Below are 20,504 nucleotides of genomic sequence, written 5' to 3' on the forward strand. Positions count from 1 at the left end.
ATAGCCCGCCCATGGCCATCCAGGGATACGACACATTCGACGCCACGGACCTCGCCGGGCTGGTCCGTACCAAGCAGGTCCACCCCTCCGAGCTGGTGGAGGAGGTCATCACCCGAATCGAGTCCATCAACCCGCGCCTCAACGCCGTGGTCCACACGATGTACGAGAAGGCGCGCAAGGCCGCCGCGGGGCCGCTGCCGGAGGGGCCCTTCGCCGGCGTGCCCTTCCTCGTGAAGGACCTGGATGGCTACCTGAAGGACGAGCCCTTCACGGCGGGCTGCCGGGCCCTGGTGGGTTTCGTGCCGGACCACGACGCGGAGCTCATCGCGCGCTACCGCCGCGCCGGGCTCAACTTCGTGGCCAAGACGAGCACCCCCGAGCTGGGCATCCTCGGCGTCACCGAGTCGGCGCTGCGAGGGCCGACGCGCAGCCCCTGGAATCCGGAGCACACGCCCGGGGGCTCCAGCGGAGGCTCGGCGGTGTGCGTGGCGGCGCGCGTGGTGCCCATGGCCCATGGCGGGGACGGCGGCGGCTCCATCCGCATTCCCGCGTCCGCTTGCGGCCTCTTCGGTCTCAAGCCGACGCGGGCGCGCAACCCCGTGGGTCCGGACTCCGGCGAGGGGTGGAACGGCTTCGTGCAGCAACACGTGCTCACGCGCAGCGTGCGGGACAGCGCCGCGATGCTCGACGTCACCCAGGGCACGGAGTCGGGCGCGCCCTATGTGGCGCCGCCGGTGGCCCGGCCCTTCCTCCAGGAGGTGGGTGTGCCTCCGGGCCGGTTGCGCATCGCCTTCTCCCCCCGCTCGCTGCTGGGCCGTGACGTGCACCCGGACTGCGTGGCCGCCGTGCAGGACGCGGTGAAGCTGTGCCAGGAACTGGGGCACGAGCTGGTCGAGGACGCGCCCGTGTTCCCCCGGGACGAGCTGGTGCGCTCCTACTTCATCGTCGTCTCGGCCAGCGTGGCCTACTTCCTCAAGGTCATCGGTGAGTACCGGCGCCGGCCGTTGGAGCCGGGGGACGTGGAGCCCGCCACCTGGGCGCTCGGGCAGCTCGGCAACATCCTCACCGCGGCCGAGTTCCAGGCGGCCCGGGAAGCCATCCACGCGGCCGGCCGCATCACCGCGGCCTTCCACTCGCGCTACGACGTCTTCCTGGACGCGACGCTCGCCTATCCGCCCTCGCGCGTGGGAGAGCTCGCGCTCAAGCCCCTGGAGCTCGCCGCGCTCACGGCCCTGCGCAAGCTGCCGCTCAAGCCGCTCTTCACGAAGCTCATCGACGAGCTGGGGGCCAATGCCCTGGAGCGTACGCCCAACACCCAGCTCTTCAACATGACGGGACAGCCCGCCATGTCGGTGCCGCTCTACTGGAACCCCGCGGGGTTGCCCATCGGCGTGCAGTTCGCCGCCCGCTTCGGCGACGAGGCCACGCTCATCCGCCTGGCCTCGCAGCTCGAGCAGGCCCGGCCCTGGAAGGATCGCCAGCCGCTCGTGAAGTCACGCGGCTGAGGGCCGGACGCGGCCGATGAAGAGGGTGTGAAGGGGACCGCCCGCCTTGCCCCGCGCGGGTGTCTCCACCACCTCGGTGTCGAAGCCCATCCGCTTGAGCCGCTGGGCGAAGGCGCGATCCGGCGAGGCCGACCACACCACCACCACGCCGCGTGGCTTGAGCGCGCGCCGCAGCCGGGCCAGTCCGCGCTCGCCGTAGAGCCAGCGGTTGTCCTCCTGGGTGAGCGCCTCGGGGCCGTTGTCCACGTCCAGGAGCACCGCGTCGTAGTGGCCCTCGGCCTCGCGCAGCAGCTCGCCCACGTCCCGGGCCTCCACCTTCACCCGGGGATCTTCCAGCGGCCGTCCGGCCAGCGGCGCCAACACACCCTGGTTCCACGCGACGACCGCGGGCACCAGCTCCGCCACCACCACCTCGGCCGAGGAGGACAGCCGATCCAGCGTGGCGCGCACCGTGTAGCCCAGGCCCAGCCCTCCCACGAGCACCCGCACGCGCGCGCCCGTGAGTCCCGCGCAGGCCACCTCCGCCATCCGCTCCTCGGAGCCATGCTGGCGGCTGGACATGAGCTCGCGCCCGTTCACGCGGATGGCGAACTCCTCGCCACGCTGGTGCAGCACCAGCTCCCCGCCATCCGGTGCGCTCGCCCGGTCAATCACCTTCCACGGCTTCATCGTCCCCGTCCCCGTCCCTCCCACCCCGCGGGGCCAGAAGGGACTCGTTCTCGGGGCGGGGTGTTAGCGGCTGGCCGCCGCCTCGTCCAGACCCACCTCGGCCATGAGCGAGGCCAGCTCGGCCTTGAGCTTGTCCTTGGCGCGGATCTCCAGCTGGCGCGCGCGCTCGCGCGAGAAGCCGAAGTGCTCACCCAGCTCGCTCAGCGTCATCTCCGAGTCGCCCATCACCCGGTGCTCGATGATGAAGCGCTCGCGCGGATCCAACCGGGTGAGCGCCTGACGGATGCGATCGCGCGTCAGATCGGCCTCCTGGCGGTCGGCCACCTCGTCCACCTGGGAGACGGACTCGGACTCCACGAAGTCCATGTGCGTGGCGTCGCCGTCCTCGCCCACCGGCGCGTCCAGCGACAAGTCCCGGCCGCCCATGCGCTGCTCCATCTCGCGCACCTCGGTGGCCTTCACGTTGAGCTTGCGGGCGATCTCCTCCGCGTCGACGATGTTGCCCTCGCCGGGGCCCATCTTCTCCAGCTCGCGGCGCGTGCGCGCCAGCGAGAAGAACAGCCGGCGCTGGGCCTGCGTGGTGCCCAGCTTCACCAGGCTCCAGTTCTTGAGGATGTAGTTCTGGATGTAGGCGCGGATCCACCACACCGCGTAGGAGATGAGGCGGATGCCCTTGTCCGCGTCGAACTTCTGCACCGCCTTCATCAGGCCGATGTTCGCCTCCTGGATGAGGTCGGACATCTTGATGCCGTAGGAGCGGTACTCGTAGGAGACCTTCACCACGAAGCGCAGGTTGCTCGTCACCAGCTTGTGGCCCGCGGCCATGTCGCCCTGCTTGAAGCGCCGCGCGAGCGCCTGCTCCTCCTGCACGGACAGCAGCGGGTACTGGTTGATGTCCGCCAGGTAGGTGGAGAGGGTGTCGGCGGAAGAGAGGGAGGAAGCTTGCATGGTGTCTCTCGGGGGTGGAAGACGTTGCGCTTCACGTCGATGCGTCGTGCCACTTCCCTTTAGCAACGCGGGTGCCAATGGTCGGGCGGATGGCATTTCGCAAGGACTTCGGGCACTTGCATCCAGCGCCCACCGTGCTTAAGCCCGGGAGACCGTCATTCTTACAGGCGGGGGTTTGCAGTTTTTAGGGTGGTCGGGAACAAAGCTCGCCGGTGGGCGGGCCGTGGCATGTCTCGCCGCCTGCCGGTGTGTTCCGGTGGTCTTCAAACGATCTTCCCTCGTGGCGAGGTCAGTGTCCGTCAATGGACGCTCCCTCGAAACGGAGGAACGGAAGCGTGGGGTGCTGGACGGAAGCCCCCCGGAAGCCGCCGAGGGACGACTGCTCGATGCGCGGGGTTGTGGGTATTGATTGTGGCATGAGCAACGGAAGCGAACCGGGGACCGGGAGCGACTCCGGGTCCGGGGGAGGTCTCGCGCCCCAGTCGACCCTGACCCCAGCCGATTTCCCCTATCGCGACCTCTTCCACTCCCTCGTCGAGGAGCTGCCCGACGCGATCTTCATCAAGGATCTGCAGGGGCGCTACCTCTTCATCAATGAGGTGGGCGCGCGCTACCTGGGCAGGCCGGTGGGGGAGATCCTCGGCCGCAAGGACGCCGAGCTGATGTCGCCGGAGGAGGCCCAGAACACGCTCGAGTTCGATCGCCAGACCCTGCTGGCGGGACGCAGCCTGCACGCGGAGGTGCGCGAGGTGATGGCGGGCGTCTCGCGCGAATGGCTCTCCACGAAAGGCGTCATCCGCCGGGAGGATGGCCAGGTGGTGGGGCTGTTCGGCATCGCGCGCGACCTGTCGCACGACCGGCGCAACGAGGAGGCCCGGCTCCGCGGCGAGGCGCTCTTCCGCGCCGCGGCCAGCAGCAACTTCGATGCGTTCTTCCTCCTGCGGGGCGAGCCGGAGCAACTGCGGCTGTTGCGGCTCAACGCCCACGCCGAGCGGCTGCTGGGCGGGGCGGCGGAGGACCTGGAGGGCCATCCGCTCCCGGACGTGCCCCATGCGGCCTTCATCGCGCCGCGCTCGCTCTGTGACGAGGTCTGGCGCACGGGGATGCCTCACGATGACGAGGTGGAGCAGGCGCTGCCCGGCCGGGGGCGCCGCTGGTTCCGCCGGCAGTTGAGCGCCGTGGGGGACTGCATGGCCATCACGGTGCGCGACATCACCGAGCAGCGCGAGAACCAGATGCGCCTGCGGCTCAACGAGCGCATGGCCTCCATCGGGATGCTCGCCGCGGGCGTGGCGCACGAAATCAACAACCCGCTGGCCTTCGTCTCCAGCAACCTGAGCTTCATTGGGGGCGAGCTGCGCCGGATGGAACTGCCCCGGGACGAGGCGCGCGAGCTGATGGAGGCCCTCCATGAGGCGCGCGAGGGCGCCGAGCGCATGCGGCTCATCGTCCAGAGCCTGCGGGCGCTGTCCCGGGGCGATCCGGTGAACACCCACCCCTTGGACCTGCACGAGGTGCTGGAGAACTCGGTCCATCTGGCCTGGAGCCGGCTGCGCAGCCGGGGGCGGCTGGTGCGTGACTACGGCGAGCTGCCCCAGGTGCTGGGCAACTCCGTGCAGCTCGCGCAGGTCTTCACCAACCTGCTCATCAACGCCGCCCATGCGCTGCCCAAGCAGGGCGGGGAGATCCACCTGGTGACGCACATGCACGGCAGCTCCCAGGCGGTGGTGGAGGTGCGGGACAACGGCTGTGGCATCGCCCAGGAGAACCTCGAGCGCGTCTTCGAGCCGTTCTTCACCACCAAGCCGGTGGGTGAGGGCACGGGACTGGGCCTGTCCATCAGCCACGACATCATCCGCGGCCTCGGGGGCTCGATGTCCGTGGACAGCGTGGTGGGGCAGGGCAGCATCTTCCGGGTCTTCCTTCCCGTGGTGGACACGGGGCCCCTGGAGAAGCCCCCCCACGAGGCCGCGCTCCAACAGTTCGCGTAGGGCGCGGGGGTTTGTGTGCTATGCGCCCGCTCGGGCCGGGCGCGCCTCCACGTCGCGCGGAGGCGGTGGGGCCCGGTGAGACGGAAAGGGAAAGGCACGGATTCATGGCGTCACTGACCGAGACATTGACCAACGACACCAAGAAGGCGGCGGTCATCGACGACTGCTGCACGCTCATCGATGCCGAGGTCGCCGACAAGGGTGGCATCTCGGGGCTCGCCATCAAGGCGGGCTACGCGGCCGTGAAGGGCATCAAGCCCGGATTCATCAAGCATGCCGTCGAGGATCTGCTGCCCGAGTTCTCCAAGGCACTGGATCCTCTCTACCAGGAGGCCAAGACGGCCGGGAAGCCGGTCGCGGCGCACTTCACGTCGAACGCCTCGCGCGTGGCCGGGGCGTTGCTGGCCATCACCGACACGAAGGTCAGCCACTCGAAGAGCAACCTCATCAAGGGCACCTACGAGAAGCTGCGCGGGACGGCGGTGAAGAACGTGGAGTCCGCGGTGCCCCGCCTGGGCGCGCTCATCGCCAAACACGCGGGCTGAGCCCGGCCGGAATCCGGGTCCGGGACTGGACGACGGGGTGGTGGGTGGGAGTATTCCTCCTTCGGATGCTCCCACCCCCGTCGTCGTTTCCCAGGAAGGATTCCATGAACCGAGTCGTTCCGGCGCTCCTCCTCGTGCTCTGGGGTTGCGGTGGAGAGCGCGTCGCCCTGCAGGCCCTCATCCAGGTCGACCCCCAGGTGCTCGCGAGCTGCATCGCCCTGGATGTGATCCGGGTGGATGGCACGGTCCTCCAGACCCAGAAGCTGGCCCGCCCCCTGGATCGTCAGGAGTTGCGCGTGGCCATCTTCCAGGGGGCGCTGCCCCAGGACATCCAGCTCCAGGCGCGGGCGCTGTGGGGCGCCGCGTGTGAAGAGCCCCTGCTGGCCAACGGGTGGAGCGCGCCCGTCACCGCGCGCTTCGAGCCGACGGTGGGCGCCGTCTCGCTTCGCCTGGGACTGCCTCCACCGTCCCTGGACGCGGATCGCGACGGGTTCGTCTCCCAGACCGAGGGCGGTCCGGATTGCGATGACTCACGCCCCCAGAGCCGGCCCGGCGTCCAGGAACTCTGCGACGGGAGCGCGGATCTCAACTGCGATGGCCTGTGGGGCTGTGATGACAGCACGTGTTCGCGGCGGGCGTGCTCCCGGACCGCCAGCGCGCTCGTCTTCACCACTCCCGAGCGCCAGACCCTCGCGGGCGAGTGCTCGCCACGGCCCGTGGTCGTGGAGCGCCGGGACGTCCTGGGCGAGCCGGCGGTGCCGAATCACGCCATCGCCCTCCAACTGTCCGCCTCGTCGTCCCTCGAGGCCACGTTCTACGCGGATGCGGCGTGTCGCTCGCCCCTGGTCCCCACCATTCCCGCTCGGGCCAGCTCCCTGTCCTTTTACGTCCGGGGCACTCGCGCGACGAGCGGACTGCTGACCGCCTCCTCGGAGCTGGGGGAGGCCTCGCTGGCCCACACCGTCCTTCCGGGGACCCCAACGAAGCTCGCCTTCTCCGCCGCCTCGGACAGCAGCCTCGCCGGAGAATGCGTCCCCCTGACGCTCGAGCGGCGCGACGCGTACGACAACGCCGCCCCGGGTCCCCGGCGGACGGTCTCGTTCTCGCCCGCGCCCTCGGCGCAACTGGCGCTCTACTCGGACGCGGCTTGTGGCACGCGGCTGTCCTCGGCCACCTTCCCGGAGGGCGCGGTCTCGCTGCCGCTCTATTTCCGGGGGACCCGAGCCGGCGAGGCCTCGATCGTGGCCTCCACGACGGGGAGCGCCGATGCGCGGTACACGCGCCGGGTGAACGCGGGGCCTGCCTCGAAGCTGTCCCTGGGCCTTCCCGGGCAGACGGTGCTGGCCGGGAGCTGCTCGCCACAGGCCACGGTCCGCACCCTGGATGCCTTCGACAACCCCACGGGCCCTTCCTCCGAGGTCCCGGTCGATCTGTCCGCCACCGTGGGAATGGGGCTGAGCTTCCACGCGGATGCCGGATGCACGACGGGCCTCTCGACGCTCACCCTGTCTGCGCGCGTCCCCTCGGGGAGCTTCTATTTCAAGGGCAGGACGGGCGGCTCGGTCGACGTGACGGCGGCCACCGCGGGCATGACTCCCGTGACGCGATCCCAGCGCGTGGCGCCGGTGGTGCGGCGAGGCACGTGCACGCTGTCCGATAGGGCGACGAGCGTGACCTGCCCCATCGATCCTTCCCTGGGCAGTCGGGAACGGTCCTTCCTCGTCTTCCAGGCCACCACGAACAACGAAAGGACGGACCATTCCTTCGTCCGCTGCCGCCTGGTCAGCACCTCCACCCTGACGTGCGATCGCGTCGGCTCGCAGGGCATCGCCCACATCCAGTGGCAGGTGGTGGAACGCTCGCGCGGCCTGCGTGTCCAGCACCTGGAACAGTCGTGCCCCAACAACAACCAGGAGCTCCTGACCGTGAACATCCCCACGAGCGTGCGCATGGAGAGTTCCTTTGTCCTCTTCAGTTCCTCGCAAGCGGGGTCGACGACGAATGCCAATGACTTCGCGACGGTGCGGCTGACGAGCCCCCAGCAGGTGGAGATCGCCCTGGAAGAGAACTGCAATGGCGCGAACTACGCCGTACAGGTCGTGGAGCTCGAGGGCCTCTCGGTGAGCCGGGGTCTGACGGGGGCGACCGACGCCGCGTCCGTGGAGGCCCCTGTCCCCCCAGCGGAAGCGAGCCGCTCGGTATTGACGTCCACCTTCCGGGCGGAGGGCAACGACGACGTCATCTGCAACCGCATGGTTCGGGGAGAGATCGTCGACCGGGAGGTGTTGCGCTTTTCCCGTGGGGCGGGTTCCACGTCCTGCGACAGCACCCGGATCTCCGGGATTGCCTACGAGCGCCTCACGTTCCCCGAGGGCTACGGCGTCCAGGCGAGGAACGTGTCGCTCGACAACAACGCGCTCTCCACCACGGAGACCCTCTCCGACGTGGATCCAACCCGGACACTGCTGCTCTCCAGCAGCCAGGTGCATGGCGGACAGGGGGCGGGGGAGACGTCGTATCGCGGGAATGACGTCCCGGGGGCGGGGACCGCACGGTTCTGGCTGACCTCGCCCACGCGGCTGGAGGTCGCCCGGGACGCGCCCTTGGACAGCGCCCGATGGACCGTCTACGCCGTCCAGTTCGAGCCCTGAGCGGCTGACTCCTTGCCCGTCCGGTGCTCTGCCGGGCGGGGACCGCGTTTACCTCCGGGGAGGGCGTGTGCACCTTGTCTTGCTCGAGGACACATCCATCCCAAGGAGGCGGGGCATGGCACGCATCGCATTCATCGTGGCCAATGATTTCGAGGACTCGGAGTTCCGCGTCCCCTTCGACGAGGTGAAGAAGGCCGGCCACGAGGCGGTCATCATCGGCGTGGAGGCGGGCAAGCAGTTGAAGGGCAAGAAGGGCCGGGAGGTCATCACCACCGAGAGGTCGGTGAAGGACGTGCGGGAGGAGGACTTCGCGGCCCTGGTGATTCCGGGGGGCTACTCGCCGGACCATCTGCGCATGAACGTCCCCATGGTGGGTTTCGTGCGTGACTTCTTCAAGGCGGACAAGCCCATCGCGGCCATCTGCCATGGGCCGTGGATGCTGGTGGAGGCGGACATCGCGGATGGCCGCACGGTGACGTCCTTCTCCTCCATCAAGACGGACCTCATCAACGCGGGGGCGCGCTGGGTGGACCGCGAGGTGGTGGAGGACGGAGGACTCATCACGTCGCGCAAGCCGGATGACTTGAAGGCGTTCTGCACCGCGCTGCTGCGTCAGGTGAGCCAGGGCATCGCCGCGCGCCTCGAGTCTCCGCTGGCGCCCGAGGCCGCCTCGGATCAACAACCGTCCGTCCACTGAGCCGAGGGCAGCGAGTTCGGCGGACGCTCGAGCGGCTCCGCCGAACCTGTGCGCTCTGGCGTGAAAGTCAGACGGCCTCGTCTGGAAGGAGCGTGCGGAGGAACTCGTCGTCGGGGCCGAGTGGGCGCCAGCCGGGCGGTGGCGAGATCGATTGCCGCAGCCTCGACCTGCCTCTTCGCGCCGCCTCGCCTCTTGCGCGAGCACCTTACCTCGCCCGTAGGTCCAAGTGGGATGACTTCTCTCGTGGGACTTTGAATCAAGCCTGCCTGACACAGACCCACCTGTTCACACCTCGTCGAACAATCCGCCCACAATGCCGGTTCGCTCCAGCGCTTCCTTGATCTCTTCATCAACGATGATCGGCGGATGCCAGCCCCATAGCCGGAAGACGCGAGCGTCACCGACCTTTGACTTGTCAATTCGCAAACCGGAAACGGCGCGGTACTCGCCTACCTGCTCGGGCCGCCCGTCCTCCGGCGTGTAGAGCTGAACCTCTATACATGCCGCGTTGTCGATACAGCGGAGTTCACGAGCGACGTTAAGCACATAGTACGGCGCAGTTTCGCCCTCGACCTCGACAGGAAAGAGTTGAACATCGCGCGGCGCTAGCTCGCGGAACACGGACGCGACCCGTTCACTGACGATGGGGGTTTGCCCTGCTCCAGCAAACTCAATGTCAATCGGCTTGCCGGGCCGGAAAATGGGGACAAGCATCCGATCTTGAGTCTCTACAGGGCGACCGTCGGCAAACTGCCAGATGTCGTCGATCTCGTCTCCCGCAGTGTTGGTTGGATCCGAGAGATACCAACGCTCTGGCACATAGACATCGATAGCTAGACGGAAAAAGCGGCGCTCCATGCACTATCCCTCAGCGTTCTTCGTAAGGAGGTTTCGCAGCCTTGAACCCTCAGTCATGATATCTCGCGCGATCTTGGAAAGTTCCGCCACCAATGCGATCCTACACTGCGCGGGGCCCTTGCATCTATTCGTTGCTTTGGTGATACGGTCGAGCACCTCTTGATGATACTCGCGAGGGTGCGGCCCTTTATGCCCCTTGATGCGGATCAAGTTTGCAGGGTCGTCGAGGTCCATGCGGGCCAACTTGAAAATCTTCTCAAACTGCGGCGTCCAAGGACCGCCCGATATCTCAGAGAGTTCGTTCTTGTCCGTGCAGATGTGGTGAACGGGACCATCGGGATCGCCCTGAACACCGCTCCCAGGTCCCATAGCAACCGCCGCAACAGCAGTCGGCGCGAGTGTTATGTTCAGCACCCCGGTTGCCGGGACAGCAATCGCTTTCACCTCGCCAGCGTAAGCCGCGGATAGTTGGAACCCACCTTCGGCCTGCGCCCTCAACGCAGCCTGCGCCGCGCCCGGCAGCTTGGGAGCTTGCGCCGCCATGGCGTTTTTTCCGCCAAGCGCTGCCAACGCGACGACCACCAGAACGCGAGCCCCGTTGTCGCCGAGAACCTTTCCGAAGCGATGCCCCGCGCCCTCCAGTTGGGAGAATTTCTTCGCGTCCCTTGATTCGTCCATGAGCCGCAGGAACGCCTGCCCTATGTGCCACACTGGCCCCGTGCCGAGATACGCGATCAAGGATGCCGTCAGCGCAATCGCAATGAACTTCGTGACTGGCTCGGGTGCTACAAGCATCACGAGCGCAGTCCCTATCATTGTCGAGATCATCGCCCTGAGAGCGGCAGGATTCGTCAAATCCTTTATCGCTTCCTCGACGCCTTCCCAGACCGTATCGAGCGCGAAGTAGAGTGCCATCATTCGCCGTTCCATTGGCCCCAGCGTGAACCCACCTGTGAGCAGGCTGAGGCAGCTACCTGGATCGCTCTGTCGCTGGCAAATCCGCTCATACGACGGGGGCACCGTGCGGCCTTGTGCGCCGTCAACAATCCCCTCAGCAGAAGCAAGCAATGAGCGTGAGTCGTCGCGCTCGGACTCATTCAGTGCGACGTTGAGTTCCATGTCGAGAACGAGCTGCGTGACTGCGCGCTTGAACTCCTCTTCGCTTATCTCGACCTGATCGGACTCGATCGGCGTGTAGACAATCGGCGCTCCCTGTCCAGTGTCGAGATTGACAACCCTCGTCGTCGCGCATCCTGTCGCGAGCATGAGTAGCGCAACAATCCCGCAGGCCTTCATGGCAGACCCCCAGAGCGACCGCGCGACCTCCGACATCCGGCGAAAGTCCTGCGGTTGCCCGATCTTGGTTACGACCTCGTTCCTGGCTATAGACTTTTCCGCTCCATATGGACGCGCGTTGGTGAGTGGCATGCTGTAAGCCGCGACGTGCCCCGACCGCAGCAGGTATGCTCGGTGACCTTCGCGGCGTGGTGCTTCGGCAGCCACTTGGCGATCTGGTGCCCGTGCATCAGGCGCAGGTTCCCTCGCTTGATCAGGCTTGATCCAAAGTCCTGGGGGGAGGTTTTGAAGGGGGAGTGTGGAAGGGCAATCGGTTTCAGGCAATGAGGTGGCGTTCTCCCAGAGTTAGCGTACATTGCCGCCCGGTAACAACCCCTCGGACTCCAGCAACGTGTCCAACCCATCCAGCAGCGCATGGAGGTTGGGCAGCAGTTCCTGTCCGGGCCGACCCACCGTGCGAATCACCAGTTCCATCTGGGCCTCCAGCTCGGGTGGACGCTTCGGGCATATCCGCTTCGCGTGCGCCAGCAGCCGCTTCTCGCCCGGGTGCGGGACGCGGTTCACCGCGAACAGGATGTCGAAGTAGCTCGCCAGCACCGCCGTCACCCGGTGTTGCACGCTCACCAGGTCCGCCCGGTGCAGCGCGAGTTCAATCTGCTCCAGGTACGACGCCATCTTCCGCCGCAGCACCGGCTGGTTCTTCTCCACGATGGCCCGGCGCAGGGGCTCCGGGTAGGGCATCCGCGCTTGCTCCTGGAGTCGCGTGAGCCAGCCCGTCCGGTCGAAGAGCACGCGTGAGTTCCTCAGCGTGTGCCAGAAGCTGGTGGTGTAGCCGAGCGACGCCTCGAAGCGCACGAGGACACGTTCCAGCTGATCCTCCATCCACTCCGGGCTCCAGTAGGCCGCGTCCACGCCCTGGCCGCTCTGGTCGATCCACTCGTCGCCGGTGCCGAAGAACGTGTTGTCGATCTCGGCCCGCCGCGCGGTGGGCAGGATGAGGGCGCTCCGTGCCTCGGCGGGAGGCGGAGGGCTCGCGTAGACGATCACGTCCAGGTCCGAGAGCGGATCGGCGGACCCCGTCACCCAGGAGCCACCGAGCGCCACCGCCCGCACCTGCTCGAAGTGGGCGAAGCGCGCCGCCCACTCACGCGCCAGCGGGGGAACCTCCGAATCAATTCCTGTCATGTGAGGTGCTCAGCGCAGGTTGCGGATGACACGGCAGGGATTGCCCCCGGCGAAGACGTAGGGGGGAATGTCCTTCACCACCACGCTGCCCGCGCCAATGGTGGAGCCCTCGCCGATCGTTACTCCCGGGCAGATGATGGATCCGCCGCCAATCCACACCTTGGCGCCAATGGTGACGGGACGCCCCAGCTCGGGGCCCTTGATGCGCTCGTCCGGGTCCAGCGGGTGGGTGGCCGCGTAGATGTGCACGCCGGGGCCCAGGAACACGTCATCTCCCAGCGTCACCGGATTGCAGTCGAGGATGACGCACTGGAAGTTCATGTACACGCGCGCGCCCAGCCGGATGTGCTCGCCGTAGTCACAGAAGAACGGCGGTTCGATCCACACCCCCGCGCCCGCCGCGCCCAGGAGCTGCGAGAGCAGACTTTCTCGCTGCCCCAGCTCCTCCTCGGTGGACTGGTTGTAGGCGCGCAGCAGCTTGCGCGCGCGGGCGCGCCCCATCACCAACTCCGGGTCCGCCGCGACATACAGCTCCCCCGCGAGCATCTTCTCCTTCTCGGTCCGTGCCATGCCCTCCAAGGTAGCGCGGCGGCGCGACCCTCCCTCATGACATTCAGGGCGACTACCCACTAATGGACGGCCAGGAGCCGGGACGGGCCTTCCGTTCAACGCTTCTCGGAAGCCCCGCCCTCGTTACGCTGCATCAGGGCATGTCGGTCTTCAGGAAGACGCGCAGGGTCTCCGCCACGCTCCAGGCCTGCGCGATGCACCCGCGGGGACGGAAGGGCTCCGTGGCGTCGAAGATCTCGCTGATCTGCCCCAGACCCGCGTGCTCCAGGTGCTGCTTCATGCCCTCGAGCACGGCCCGCGCGTCCCGCTTGTCCTCGCTCAGCTTCAACGTCGCGTCCACGTAGTGGCCGATGAGCCACCCCCACACGGTGCCCTGGTGGTACGCCGCGTCGCGCGCCCTCAGGTCGCCGTCGTAGTTCGGCTTGTAGTCCGGGTGCCCGGGCGCGAGGCTGCGCAGGCCCACCGGCGTGAGCAGTTGCTCGCGGACCTTCGCCATCACCGGCTCCCACTTGTCCCGCCTCAGCACCGGGTTCTTCAGCGAGATCGCGAACACCTGGTTCGGCCTCACCGCGGGGTCCTCCTTGCCGCCCTCGCCATCCACCACGTCGAACAGGCACCCGGTGGCCGGGTTCCAGAAGCGCCGGTTGAAGCTCGCGTGGGCCTGCTCCGCCGCCGCGGCGAAGGGCCGCGCGTCCTCGCCCAGCCGCTCGGACCACTCCACCATCAGCCGCAAGGCGTTGAACCATAGCGCGTTGATCTCCACCGCCTTGCCTCGCCGGGGCGTCACCACCCAGCCGTCCACCTTCGCGTCCATCCACGTGAGCTGGTAGCCCTCGTCGCCCTGGCTCAACAGCCCGTCCTTCGGATCCACGCGGATGTTGTGGCGCGTGCCCTTCTGGTGGTGCGCGATGATGTTCGCCAGCGTCGGGTAGAAGTCGCGCAGCAACTGCTCGTCGTTCGTGTGCTGGAGGTAGCGGTCCACGGCGTGGAAGAACCACATCGTCGCGTCCGCGGTGTGGTACAGGCCCTCGGACTCGCCCTCGGGGAAGAGGTTGGGCAGCAGGCCGTCGCGCACGTGGTGATGGAAGGTGCGCAGGATGGCCGCCGCCGTGGCGTGGCGGCCCGTGCTCAACGTCAGCCCCTCCAGGGAGATCATCGTGTCGCGGCCCCAGTCGGTGAACCAGTGGTAGCCGGCGATCACCGAGCGCACGTCCTGACCCACAGCGCGCGCCCAGGCCTCGTCCGTGGACCGCGTGGGCGCGATGATGAATTGATCCGCCGCGAGCACCAGCCGCGCCGACACCCCCGTGCGCGCGGCCGGGGGCACCTTCACCAGCAGCCGCCGCTCGCGCTCGTACTCCAGCGACAGCGTCTCCTGGGGATTGCGCTCCAACACCTCGGGCGCTTCCGTGGTGACACACATCGCCAGGAACTCGCCCGGGCGCAGCGTGCAGTCGAAGTAGCCCGGGCTCACCAGCGTCTCCACGTGGTCATACCCGCGCGCCCTCTCCACCCGGTAGATCTGCTGCGCGCTCGTCTCGCGCAACCCCACGAACGGCGCTGGCGCGGATGAATAGAGGCGCATCCGCATGGGCGGTGCCCCTTCGCTCGCCCGGAACTCCACCCGCGACCCCAACAGGAGCACGGAGGGATCGAGCAGGGCGGAGTGCAGCTTGTCGTCGTGCATGCGCAGGGCTGGGAAGGGCCTCAGCCGCAGCCCCACCTCGGGCCCCGACAGGTGTTCCCACACCACGACGAGCGTGTTCTCTCCGTGCACGAGCGACAGCGTGCGTTGGATGCGCGCCTCGCCCACCTGGTAGAGCCAGTGCGGCACCAGGCCCTCCAGGTGGAAGCCGCGCAGCAGCCGCGCGCCCCCGCCCACCTGGGTGCCGTTGGCGCATTCCTCCACGTCCAGGCGGTACTTCTGGCCCCCCACCACCGCTTCCTCGTTGAGCCGCGCCAGCATCACCGTGCGGCCCTTCTTCTCCAGGCCGGGAATGAACAACCCGTGGTAGCGCCGCGTGTTGCACCCGGGCAGCGTGCCCGAGGCATAGCCGCCGCGCCCGTTGGTCACGAGCCACTCGCGCGGCAGCACGTCCGCGAGCTCCGCGCCCTCGGGCCAGGAGAAGGACAACCGGGGCAGGGTGGGGCTTTCGATCGCAGCGGTCACTTCTTTTCCTCCTCGCTCGTGAGCACGAGCGCCATCTGTCCGGGAATTCGGATGTGGCTGTCCTCCGCGAACGGGGGGCTTCCCATGCCACCGTAGCGGACGTGCTCAGAAGCCAGGAGCGGGCGCCACTTATTTCCCGGTGGGGGAACCAACAGCGGCTCGGGGCACGGGGCCATTTCCAGCTCCGTGCCCAGGTTGAGCAGCAGCAGCCGGTCGCCCTCCCGCTCGCCTCCGAAATAGCGCAACACCAGCGCTTGCCTCGACAATACCGCGCCCGCCAGCCGCGCCGTGTCCCGAGCCGAGAATACCGGATCCTCCCGCCGCAGCTTCAGCAAGTCCCGGTGGAGCGCGAGCGCCTCCGCGTTGCGCTCCCGCTCGCTCCAGTCGAGCTTGGAGCGCCGGAAGGCCTCCTCGCCGAAGGGGACCTGGTAGCCCTCCTGCTCCAGGGCGTGCCGGGCGCTCGCGAACTGGGAGAGGAAGTCATTGCGCCCCTTGCGCACCAGCTCCTGCAGCTCGGGCTTGTGGTCCACGAAGTAGAGGAAGGGCGAGGAGGCGAAGAATTCCTGGCCCATGAAGAGCATGGGCGTCTGGGGCAGCAGCAGGAACAGCGTGGTGAGCGCCCGGGCCCGCGCGAGCCCCGTCTGCTGGTGCATCCGCTCGCCCTTGAGCGCATTGGCGAGCTGATCGTGGTTCTGCAGATAGAAGACGATGTGGGGCGCCGGGGTGCGTAGGAGCGGCGTGCCCCGTGGCTTCTTCTGCCATTGGTAGTACTGGCCCTGGAACAGGGAGTTGCGCAGCGCGCACGACAGCAATTCCTGCGCACTGCCGCAGTAGTCCTGCATGTAGGCCTCGGAGCGGCCCGTGGCCGCCACCTTCGCCGTGTGGTGGAAGTCATCCACCCAGAGCGCATCCACTCCGTAGCCGCCCTTCGCCGGCGGTGTCACCAGCTTCACGTCCTGGGGCTCGTTCTCCCCGATGATGAGCACCTGGCGCCTACCGGCCGCCTCACGTACCCGCTCGACGAGCTCCGCCACGATGTGCCGGGGCGAGGCGTCATACAGGCTCTGGGTGGCGTCCAGGCGCAGCCCATCGAAGTGGAAGTCGGTCACCCAATAACAGGCATTCTGGATGAAGAACTCTCGTGAGGGCCCCGCGGCCTCTCCATCATCGAAGTTGGTGGGGTCTCCCCACTCGTTGGGGTACTTCGGATTGAAGTAGCCCTGGGCGTACTGGGCCAGGTAGTTCCCGTCCGGACCGAGGTGGTTGTAGACGACGTCCAGGATGATGCCGAGCCCGAGCCGGTGGGCCTCGTCCACCAACCGCCGCAGCTCGTCGGGACTGCCATGGGTGGGGTGGGGGGCGAAGAGCTGTGCGCCGTCATAGCCCCAGTTGAAGCGGCCCGGACACGTGTGCAGCGGCATCAACTCCAGCGTGGTGATGCCCAGCTCCTTGAGCAGCGGCAGCTTGCGAGCCGCGGCGGCATAGGTGCCCTCGGGGGTGAAGGTGCCCAGGTGCAGCTCATAGAGGACCTGGCCCTCGAGGGTGATGCCCTTCCAGTCCCCGTCCTTCCACGCGTAGCCCGTGGGGTCCACCACTTGCGAGGGCCCATGGGGCCCCTCGGGCTGGAAGCGCGAGCAGGGATCGGGGAAGCACTCGCCGCCGTCCAACCGGTATTTGTAGAGGCTGCCCGGAGCGACGGGGTGGGTGCCCTCGAAGTACCCCTGCGCGCGAGGCTCCAGGGGCAGGTGGCGCATTCCCCCGGCCTCTTGCAGGCAGACGTCCACCCGGCGACGGCGGGACGCCCAGACCCGGAATCGCGTCTGGCCCTTCCCCAGGACATGCGCCCCCAGGGGACGTCGGCTCTCCGTGGATGTCATGCATCCCTCCCTTCCCAATGGCCCCTCGGCCCAAAGGGTGGTTCTCGTTACGATCGGAGGGAATCCTCGGCCCCTACGTCACCCCAGCGGGCGGGCGGGTAGGGCGCTCTTTGCTTGACCCTGGCTCGCTGTCTGCCCGAGCCCTGGGTCAGCGTGCGTGCTTGCCACGGGCCGGGCGGCGCTGCTCCGCCTTGGGGGGGTGCTGCGCGCCGGCGAGCACGAGATCGATCACGGCCTCCAGGGGCGTGCCCTCCTCGTCACCCCAGCGCAACAGCTCGAAGCTGAGCACGGAGCCGAAGAGCAGACCATGGATGAGCTGGGGGTCGGCGTCTGGCCGCAGCTCGCCGCGCTCGATGGCTCGCTCGTAGATGTGCATCACCTGGGCATCCTTCTCCCTGCGCAGTTCATGCACGAGTTCCCCGACGGGATCTCCCGGTCTCGCATCGAACAGCAACCGGAAGACCGCGCGGAGTGTGGGGTCGCGGGCCTGTGCGCGCAGGATGCGGAACTGCTCGAGGAGGTCTCCCCGGAGTGTCCCGGTATCTGGATGAGAGGGTGTCTCCTCCGCGACACGCTGCACCGCGGCCCGGATGAGCTCCAGCTTCGTGGGCCAGTGTCGGTAGAGCGTGACCTTGTTCACGCCCGCGCGCGCGGCGACCTGCTCGAAGGCGAGCTTCTCGTGGCCCACCCGGTCCAGCTCGCTCAACACGACCTCGAGCACCTTCTCCTCGAGGTCCTCGCCGCGAAGCTGTTTGGGCCGGGGTGGGGGCCTGGACTCCTCTGGGTCTCTCCTGCTCATGGTCCATGAAGGTACCCGGCGTCCGGAACAATCGCAACGCTACCGTTGCGATGTGTTCAGTGCCCTGTTTCGGTGGTGGCGCCTTGTTTCCCAGCGATCGCGTAGGGTCGCGGACTCGGAGGTCGCGCGCTCGTGGCCATGACAAGAACTCGCTGGGCAGGGGCAGCGCTCCTGGCCCTGCTGTCCACCGGCTGCGCGTCACTCTCCGCACGGCCAGGGTTGGGCGTCGAATCTTCCCACTTCGTCGTCTCGACACCTGGGTCCGAGACGCCAGTGCGGTTGCACCGGGCCTCTCGTGAGGAGGTAGCGGTGGCGGGCCCAGACAGCGCGGAGGGCGAGGCGCGGAAGAAGGCCCTCGCGGCTCAACTGGCGTTTCGCGGTGCCCTTCGCGAAGTGTCTGGCGCCACCCGCAGCATCTCCGGCGAGTTCTCGAGGCTCAAGGCCCGTGGACGCGGTATTGGCGACGGCAACGGCGCCTTCGTCCGCTACGTGGACTTCGGCGTCGGGCAACTGCGGTGGATGGACGCCCAGCTCGCCGCCGCCACCCGGCTGGCCAACGCCGCTTCGGAGGTGGAGGACCCGGACATGCAACTCGCCCTGCTGCGCCTCGCCGGCCCACGGCTCGAGGCCGCCATGCTCGGCTCGCTCCTGCTCGCCGCCTGGGTCGACTTCCTCCACCTCTCCGACGCCGTGCTCACCCAGCACTTCTACAGCGTGGAGAGGATGTTCGCGGACATGTGGCGCTGGCAGGAGATGCTCGAGCCCGCCATGACAGCGCTCTCATCCCAGGAGCACGGGCAGGTGGAGGCCGCGGCGCGCGACGTGCCCCCACTGGTGGGCCACCTCACGGAGGAATTCGCGGCCACGGTGGAGAGAATGCGCGTGGCGGCGGAGAACCTCCAGAAAGCGCTGGTGCTCAAGGAAGCCATCGAGATGGCCACGATGCTCTCGACGATGAGGTTCTCGCTGCCCTCGGTGCCGCCGTCCGCTCCCGCCCTGGTGGGCATGGGCCTGGCGGTGGGCGGCGACGGCGTGATGATGGGCACGCGGATGGTGGTGTCCGCCGAGTGGGTGGAGATGATGCGCCACCTGGTGCGAGCGGGCGTCCTCTCCGTGCCCGTTGTCAGCGCCGCCGTGCGGATTCAGGCGGGACAGGTGATGTTGGCGCGGGCGCACGGCGAGCTGCCGAGGGGCGTGCGCGAGGCGCTGGGAGATGGGCCCGAGGTGGGGGCCATGCACGAGACGGGCAAGACGGGGGCTGGCATGGCCGAGCCGCCGCGGCACCACGTCATGCCCAAGGAGTTCCGCGCGTGGTTCGAGAGGCGCGGCTTCACCGGCGAGATGGATATTGACGAGTTCTGCGTCAAGCTGGAGCAAGCGCACCACGAGGCCATCCATGGCGGTGGACACTGGAAGCTGGGCCGCACCTGGCCGGGTGAATGGAACCGGATGATCATGAAAGTGCTGTACGAGGCCGAAACCAGGGCTGGCCGGATGTTGACGCGGAATGAGATCCTGAACATCGTCGCGGAGCGCATGGAGGATTACTACATACCGATGAATTTAATCCCGTGGAGAGGGCCATGAGCGACGGACATCCCTTTCAGGGCAACTGGGTAGTGCGCCTGTACGAGCGGGTCCGTGAGCGCGGTTACGACTCGCTCACCGCCTTCGCTGATGCGCGCCCCGCGGTGCCGCTGCACTTACTGGCCAAGGAGCTGGGCAGGGACGACATCGCTGGGGTGCAGGTGTTGCGGGGGCTGCTCGCTGAGGCGGAGCGGCGCAGGCAGGTCACGCGGTTTGTGCGAGATGTATTTACGCGCCTGTGGACCCAGAGCGTCCCCGACGGCTGGCCGACAACGCTGGATGACGCTAATCGTTTCAAGGTCGCCAAGGCACTCGGTTCGTGGATTGCCTATACCCCTGAATCTCATGAGGAACGCGCAAGAAGGGCCGGCGATGTGCTCCTCGCCACTCCACCGCCACCCGGCTGGCGCCCCCTGGGGCCCGATGACGAGTTGCTGCGCTCGCTCCTGCCCGACGAGGTGGTGTGAACTTCACCGATGGTGAGGGTGACGAGCGACGGACGTGCCTGGCAGGGCAACGTGCGGGAGAGCCGATTTTGTGGACACACCTAATAAGTCGTCTACATGAGAGGTAGTGTCCATGGAGCGACGGAAGAGGCGAAGTTTCATCCCGGAGTTCCGGGTCGAGACGGTCAAACTGGTGCGCGAGGGCAGCAAGTGAACTTCACCCTCTGGAGTGGAAGATGAGCAAGGATCGCTCCTGGGAAGGCAACGTGAAGGCTCGCCTGTATGAGCGGGTTCGCGAACGTGGCTACGATTCGCTCACCGCCTTCGCTGAGTCACGCCCCACCGCTTCGCTCCTTGCACTGGCGGATGAGCTTGGCGAGGAGGACATTGCGGCAGTGCAGGTGTTCAGCGGGTTGGTTGCCGAGGCTGAGCAAAGCCGCAGAGTCACGCGTTTGGTGCGCGGGCAACTCGTGCGCGAACTGTCTCAGCGTCTCCCGAACGGGTGGCCGGCCGTGCTCGATGACGCGAATCGTCTCAAGGTTGCCGTGGTGCTCGCTCGTTGGAGTACCTACACGCCAGAAACTCATGAGGAGCGCGTCAAGAAGATCGGCGATGCACTCCTGGTCACGCCACCGCCTCCCGGTTGGCGTCCCCTCGGGCCAGACGACGAATTACTGGTCACGCTTCTACCTGACGAGGAAGTTTGAACT

Annotated in this window: 17 protein-coding genes; 8 read left to right on the forward strand and 9 right to left on the reverse strand. The window is 67.6% G+C overall.

All coding sequences use genetic code 11. The features are described 5' to 3' along the window. Positions 1-11 precede the first annotated feature (11 nt). Positions 12-1,505: an amidase gene (locus CYFUS_RS18490; protein ID WP_095986421.1), complete on the forward strand. Its 1,494-nt coding sequence runs from the start codon at positions 12-14 to the stop codon at positions 1,503-1,505. Here CYFUS_RS18490 and CYFUS_RS18495 read toward each other — a convergent pair. Beyond that, positions 1,494-2,174: a hypothetical protein gene (locus CYFUS_RS18495; protein WP_095986422.1), complete on the reverse strand. Its 681-nt coding sequence runs from the start codon at positions 2,172-2,174 to the stop codon at positions 1,494-1,496. The genes CYFUS_RS18490 and CYFUS_RS18495 overlap by 12 nt on opposite strands. Positions 2,175-2,237: 63 nt before the next feature. Continuing rightward, positions 2,238-3,122, reverse strand: coding sequence for an RNA polymerase factor sigma-32 (locus tag CYFUS_RS18500; RefSeq protein WP_095986423.1), 885 nt, complete (start codon positions 3,120-3,122; stop codon positions 2,238-2,240). 416 nt (positions 3,123-3,538) lie between these two features. Here CYFUS_RS18500 and CYFUS_RS18505 point away from each other — a divergent pair, with 416 nt between their 5' ends. The 4 genes from CYFUS_RS18505 (at position 3,539) to CYFUS_RS18520 (ending at position 9,006) form a co-directional block, all read left to right on the forward strand. Further along, entirely contained in the window at positions 3,539-5,113 is a 1,575-nt protein-coding gene (locus tag CYFUS_RS18505; RefSeq protein WP_232537641.1) for a PAS domain-containing protein, read from the forward strand. 104 nt (positions 5,114-5,217) lie between these two features. Then, positions 5,218-5,658: a DUF6918 family protein gene (locus tag CYFUS_RS18510; RefSeq protein WP_095986425.1), complete on the forward strand. Its 441-nt coding sequence runs from the start codon at positions 5,218-5,220 to the stop codon at positions 5,656-5,658. A gap of 104 nt (positions 5,659-5,762) precedes the next feature. Then, a complete protein-coding gene (locus tag CYFUS_RS18515) occupies positions 5,763-8,309 on the forward strand; it encodes a putative metal-binding motif-containing protein (protein ID WP_095986426.1) in 2,547 nt (848 codons plus the stop codon). Between the two features lie 115 nt (positions 8,310-8,424). Then, positions 8,425-9,006, forward strand: a complete 582-nt coding sequence (locus CYFUS_RS18520; RefSeq protein WP_095986427.1) for a type 1 glutamine amidotransferase domain-containing protein — start codon at positions 8,425-8,427, stop codon at positions 9,004-9,006. A gap of 285 nt (positions 9,007-9,291) precedes the next feature. Here the strand turns inward: CYFUS_RS18520 and CYFUS_RS18525 are convergent, their stop codons facing one another. From CYFUS_RS18525 to CYFUS_RS18555, 7 genes are all read right to left on the reverse strand, one after another. Beyond that, a complete protein-coding gene (locus CYFUS_RS18525; RefSeq protein WP_095986428.1) occupies positions 9,292-9,864 on the reverse strand; it encodes an imm11 family protein in 573 nt (190 codons plus the stop codon). A gap of 3 nt (positions 9,865-9,867) precedes the next feature. After that, positions 9,868-11,160, reverse strand: a complete 1,293-nt coding sequence (locus tag CYFUS_RS18530) for an AHH domain-containing protein (RefSeq protein ID WP_095992094.1) — start codon at positions 11,158-11,160, stop codon at positions 9,868-9,870. Between the two features lie 345 nt (positions 11,161-11,505). Then, complete coding sequence (locus CYFUS_RS18535; protein WP_095986429.1) at positions 11,506-12,345, reverse strand: nucleotidyltransferase domain-containing protein; 840 nt, start codon at positions 12,343-12,345, stop codon at positions 11,506-11,508. 9 nt (positions 12,346-12,354) lie between these two features. Further along, positions 12,355-12,915, reverse strand: coding sequence for a sugar O-acetyltransferase (locus CYFUS_RS18540; protein WP_095992095.1), 561 nt, complete (start codon positions 12,913-12,915; stop codon positions 12,355-12,357). A gap of 133 nt (positions 12,916-13,048) precedes the next feature. Further along, the gene (locus tag CYFUS_RS18545; protein WP_095986430.1) at positions 13,049-15,085 is read right to left on the reverse strand and encodes an amylo-alpha-1,6-glucosidase; all 2,037 of its coding nucleotides are present in this window, start codon (positions 15,083-15,085) and stop codon (positions 13,049-13,051) included. Then, positions 15,082-16,962 carry a malto-oligosyltrehalose trehalohydrolase gene (gene treZ / locus CYFUS_RS18550; protein ID WP_095986431.1) on the reverse strand — a complete coding sequence of 627 codons (1,881 nt, stop codon included), beginning with the start codon at positions 16,960-16,962 and terminating at the stop codon, positions 15,082-15,084. Before treZ ends, CYFUS_RS18545 begins: the two co-directional genes overlap by 4 nt. Before the next feature lie 148 nt (positions 16,963-17,110). Further along, positions 17,111-17,761 carry a TetR/AcrR family transcriptional regulator gene (locus CYFUS_RS18555; protein ID WP_095986432.1) on the reverse strand — a complete coding sequence of 217 codons (651 nt, stop codon included), beginning with the start codon at positions 17,759-17,761 and terminating at the stop codon, positions 17,111-17,113. A gap of 309 nt (positions 17,762-18,070) precedes the next feature. On the opposite strand from CYFUS_RS18555, the gene CYFUS_RS18560 reads away from it, so the two are divergent. The 3 genes from CYFUS_RS18560 (at position 18,071) to CYFUS_RS18570 (ending at position 20,501) form a co-directional block, all read left to right on the forward strand. Further along, complete coding sequence (locus CYFUS_RS18560) at positions 18,071-19,348, forward strand: DUF2380 domain-containing protein (RefSeq protein WP_332468394.1); 1,278 nt, start codon at positions 18,071-18,073, stop codon at positions 19,346-19,348. After that, entirely contained in the window at positions 19,345-19,815 is a 471-nt protein-coding gene (locus CYFUS_RS18565) for an NUDIX hydrolase (protein ID WP_095992097.1), read from the forward strand. Before CYFUS_RS18560 ends, CYFUS_RS18565 begins: the two co-directional genes overlap by 4 nt. A 215-nt stretch (positions 19,816-20,030) precedes the next feature. After that, positions 20,031-20,501 carry an NUDIX hydrolase gene (locus CYFUS_RS18570; protein ID WP_095986433.1) on the forward strand — a complete coding sequence of 157 codons (471 nt, stop codon included), beginning with the start codon at positions 20,031-20,033 and terminating at the stop codon, positions 20,499-20,501. The last annotated feature ends 3 nt before the right edge of the window (positions 20,502-20,504 follow it).

This window comes from Cystobacter fuscus (assembly GCF_002305875.1).
Lineage (GTDB): Bacteria > Myxococcota > Myxococcia > Myxococcales > Myxococcaceae > Cystobacter > Cystobacter fuscus_A.